The sequence below is a fragment of the Variovorax sp. GW821-FHT10C12 genome (assembly GCF_059415405.1).
In genome coordinates this window covers 1-4,202 of record NZ_JBWKNE010000022.1, presented here as the reverse complement: position 1 = coordinate 4,202, position 4,202 = coordinate 1, and the positions used below count along the sequence as shown (strand labels likewise).

Sequence of the window (4,202 nt, the reverse complement as noted above, 5' to 3'; positions counted from 1 at the left end):
ATGCCTGCGAGGTCTTCGTCGCTCACGACCTGGTTGGCGATCAGCGTGCGGCGCGCGCCTGCCGCCACGCCCACGGCCAGCTGCGTGACGGTGGCAAAGGTCAGGCCCCAGGCGCCGGCGTCGAGCTGGCGCTGGAACAGCTGCGGCGACATGGTGGTCTTGCCGTGCGGTGCGAGGTCGATGCCCCACTCACGCACGCGCGCCTGCATCCATTGGAGGTTGTGTTCGAGCGCCTCGCGCTTGAGCACGGCCAGCGGCAGCGGCAGGTCGCCGGCCAGCACGTTCCAGCCGGCGGCGCCGACTTCACTGCGCAGGCGCGGCGGCTGCGTGCGCGGATAGCCCTTGAAGCGGTCGCTCAGCAGCGGGTCGATGAAGTCTTGGGTGGAAGAAACGGTGTCGGTCATGGTCGTGCAACGGCGAGGTTGGAGAGCAGTTCTTTGCGGATGCAGGCGCTGTAGTGTCCTGCGGAAATCTCATCCAGGCTGGGCACCGTCTGCGCACAGGCCTCGATGGCATGCGGGCAGCGCGTGCGGAACACACAGCCCGAGGGCGGCGAGATCGGGCTGGGAATGTCACCCTTGAGCGCAATGCGCTCGGTGGCCAGCTCGGGATCGGGCTTCGGGCTCGCGGCCAGCAATGCCTGGGTGTAGGGGTGCGAGGGGTTCGCGAACAGCTCCTCGGTGGTGGCCACTTCCATCACCTTGCCCAGGTACAGCACCACCACGCGGTCGCACAGGTACTCGACCACATCGAGGTCGTGCGAGATGAAGAGCATCGTCAGCCCGAGCCGCTCGCGCAGGTCGGCCAGCAGGTTGATCACCTGCGACTGGATCGACACGTCCAGTGCCGACAGCGGCTCATCGGCCACGATGAACTCGGGCTCCACGGCCAGCGCGCGCGCCACGCCGATGCGCTGGCGCTGGCCGCCCGAGAACTCGTGCGGGAAGCGGCTGGCGTGCTCGGGGCGCAGGCCCACGGTCTCCAGCAGCTCGGCAATGCGCTTGTCGCGCGCCGCCGCGCCCTTGTGCAGGCCGTGCGTGGACAGCGCCTCGCCCAGGATGGCGCTGATGCGCATCTTCGGGTTCAGGCTGGCGTACGGGTCCTGGAAGATGATCTGCAGCTTGCTGCGCAGCTTGCGCATGCGCTCGCCGGAGAGGTCGCCGATGTCGTCGCCGCGGTAGAGCACCTGGCCCTCGGTGCGCTCGACCAGCCGCAGCACGGTGCGCCCGATGGTGCTCTTGCCCGAGCCCGATTCGCCGACCAGGCCCAGCGTCTCGCCGGGGTGGATCGCGAAGGACACGTCGTCGACTGCGCGCACGGGGCGCTCGCTGCTGCCGAAGTATTTCTTGAGGCCGCGGACTTCGATGAGGGGCGAGGAAGAAACAGCGGTGGTCATCATGCAGCCCTCGCGAGCGGTTGGTCGGGCTGCACGCGCACGCAGCGCGCCTGGCGGTCTTGCCGAATGTCGATCAGGGGCGGCATGGCGCTGCGACATTCGGGCAGCGCCTGGTCGCAGCGCGGCTCGAAGGCGCAGCCCGGCGGCGGCGCCAATGGACTCGACACCTGCCCGCGGATCGCAAACAAGCGCTTGGGCTTCGGTTGCCCAGGAACCCGAGCCTTGCCCGGCAGGCAGGCCAGCAGGCCCTGCGTGTACGGATGCTCGGGCTGCGCGAACAACGGCCGCACCGGCGCACGCTCGACCACGCGGCCCGAGTACATGACCACCACGTCGTCGGCATGGTGCGCCACCACGCCCAGGTTGTGCGTGATGAACAGGATGCTCATGCCCGTCTCGGCCTGCAGCCGGCGCATCAGCTCCAGGATCTGCGCCTGGATGGTCACGTCCAGCGCGGTGGTGGGCTCGTCGGCGATCAGCAGCGTCGGGTCGCAGGCCATGGCCAGCGCGATCATCACGCGCTGGCGCATGCCGCCCGACAGCTGGTGCGGGTACTCGTGGATGCGCTGGGCGGCGGCCGGGATCTCCACCAGCTCCAGCATGCGCAGCGCACGGGCCAGTGCCGCCTTGCGGTCGAGCCCCTTGTGCAGGCGCACGCTCTCGGCAATCTGCTCGCCGATGGTGAACACCGGGTTCAGGCTGGTCATCGGCTCCTGGAAGATCATCGACAGCTGGTTGCCGCGCAGCGAGCGCATCTCGCGTTCGCCGATCTGCAGCAGGTCGAGTGTCTTGCCTTCGCGCGTGACGAACGAGGCGCTGCCGCTGACCTGCGCGTTGGCGGTCTTGGGCAGCAGGCGCATCAGCGTGAGGCTGGTGACCGACTTGCCCGAGCCCGATTCGCCCACCAGCGCGGTGGTCTTGCCGGGCTGGATGGCAAAGCTCACGTCGGCCACTGACCGGATCAATCCGTCTTCAGTGGGGAAGCTCGTGCTCAGGTTGGTGACCGTGAGGCGTGGGGTGGTGTTCGCGTTCGTCATCACGATGTCTTCTTGAGCTTCGGATCGAGCAAGTCGCGCACGCCATCGCCCAGCAACTGCAGCGACAGCGCCGTGAAGATGATCGCCAGCCCCGGGAACAGCACGACCCAGAAGGCCTGGTGCGCGTACTGCTGGCTGCCCGCGACCATGGTGCCCCAGGTGGGGATCTCGGGCGGCACGCCCACGCCGAGGAACGAGAGGCCGGCTTCGGCCAGGATCGCGTAGGCGAAGATGAACGACACCTGCACGAGGATGGGCGACATCAGGTTTGGCAGGATGTGGCGCCACAGGATGCGCGAGGTGCGCACGCCCAGGGCCCGCACGGCCTCCACGAAGAGCAGTTCGCGCACCACCAGCGTCGAGGCCCGCACCACACGTGCGACACGGGGCGTGTAGACCAGCACCAGTGCGAGCACGGTGTTCATCAGCGAGGGCCCGAGGATCGCCACCAGCGCGATGGCCAGCAGGATGTCGGGGAAGGACATCATGGCGTCGACCACGCGCATCAAGGGAGCATCGAGGCGGCGGAAGAAGCCTGCCATCAAACCCAGCACCGTGCCGGCGATGACCGCGCCCAGTGCGGTGAGTGCCGCAATGGCCAGCGAGTAACGGGCGCCGTGCACGATGCGCGCATACATGTCGCGTCCGAGTTCGTCGGTTCCGAGCAGGTGTTCGGCGCTGGGCGCCTTCAGGCGCTGCAGCACCGCAGTGTCGTTGGGGTCGGCCGAAGCGAACAGCGGCGCACCGACAGCGAGCACGGCAATCACCAGCAGCACCAGGGCGGAGACCATCACGATGCGGCGGTGCATCAGCTGGCGGAGCATTCGAGGCATGCGCATCGTTCAGACCTTCACGCGCGGATCGACCACCGCGTACAGCAGGTCGATCGAGAAATTGATGAGCACGTAGATCGCGGCGATCACGAGCAGCGCCCCCTGGATGACCGGGTAGTCGCGTCGCAGCACGGCATTGACCACCAAATTGCCCACGCCGGGCAGGCCGAACACGGTCTCGGTGATGACGGCGCCGCCGATCATGAGTGCGACCGTGAGGCCGATCACGGTGACGATGGGAACCAGCGCGTTGCGCAGCGCGTGCTTCAAGACGACGGTGCTCTCGCTCAGGCCTTTGGAGCGCGCGGTGCGCACGTAGTCTTCACCGAGCACGTCGAGCATCGAGGCGCGCGTGAAACGGATGATGAGTGCGGAGTTCAACAGGCCCAGCACGGTGGCCGGCAGCACCAGCGCGTGCAGCCGCTCGGCAAAGGGTGCATCGGGCGCGCCGTACCCCGACACCGGGAACCACCCGAAGGACACCGCGAAGATCTGGATCAGCACGATGCCCAGCCAGAAGCTGGGGATGCTGGCGCCCAGCATCGCGATGCCGGTGAAGAACTGGTCGACCGCGCGGCCGCGGAACACGGCCGAGACGATGCCGCAGGGCACGCCGATGAGCGCGGCGATGGCCACCGCCAGCAGCGCGAGCAAGGTGGTGGGCTCGGCGCGCTCCCACAGTGCCTGCGTGACCGGGCGCTGCAAAAAGATCGAGGTGCCCAGGTTGCCCTGCAGCACTTCGCGCAGCCAGTAGCCGAACTGCACGGGCAGGGGTTTATCCAGGCCGTAGTCCTTCTGCACGCGGGCGATGTCGGCGGCGGTGGCCTGGTCGCCCAGCAGCACGGAGATGGGGTCGCCCGAAGCCGCGCGCGTGAGCACGAAGACCAATACGGCCACCAGGGACAGCACGATGAGCATGCCGGCGAAGCGCGAGGC

At 68.1% G+C, this 4,202-nt stretch carries 4 protein-coding genes and 1 pseudogene; all 5 read right to left on the bottom strand.

All coding sequences use genetic code 11. The features are described 5' to 3' along the window. Nucleotides 1-404: pseudogene (locus AC07OH_RS31910) on the bottom strand (amino acid deaminase); the annotation flags it as partial. Next, the gene (locus tag AC07OH_RS31905; protein WP_495303368.1) at nt 401-1,396 is read right to left on the bottom strand and encodes an ABC transporter ATP-binding protein; all 996 of its coding nucleotides are present in this window, start codon (nt 1,394-1,396) and stop codon (nt 401-403) included. The gene AC07OH_RS31905 and the pseudogene AC07OH_RS31910, both read right to left, overlap by 4 nt. Next, on the bottom strand, nt 1,396-2,433 hold the full coding sequence (locus tag AC07OH_RS31900; RefSeq protein WP_495303367.1) for an ABC transporter ATP-binding protein: 1,038 nt from the start codon (nt 2,431-2,433) through the stop codon (nt 1,396-1,398). The genes AC07OH_RS31905 and AC07OH_RS31900 overlap by 1 nt, the downstream gene beginning before the upstream one ends. Beyond that, nucleotides 2,433-3,272, bottom strand: a complete 840-nt coding sequence (locus tag AC07OH_RS31895; RefSeq protein WP_062482920.1) for an ABC transporter permease — start codon at nt 3,270-3,272, stop codon at nt 2,433-2,435. The genes AC07OH_RS31900 and AC07OH_RS31895 overlap by 1 nt, the downstream gene beginning before the upstream one ends. Before the next feature lie 3 nt (nt 3,273-3,275). Next, the coding region (locus tag AC07OH_RS31890; RefSeq protein ID WP_495303366.1) for an ABC transporter permease at nt 3,276-4,202 on the bottom strand (927 nt) is incomplete at its 5' end.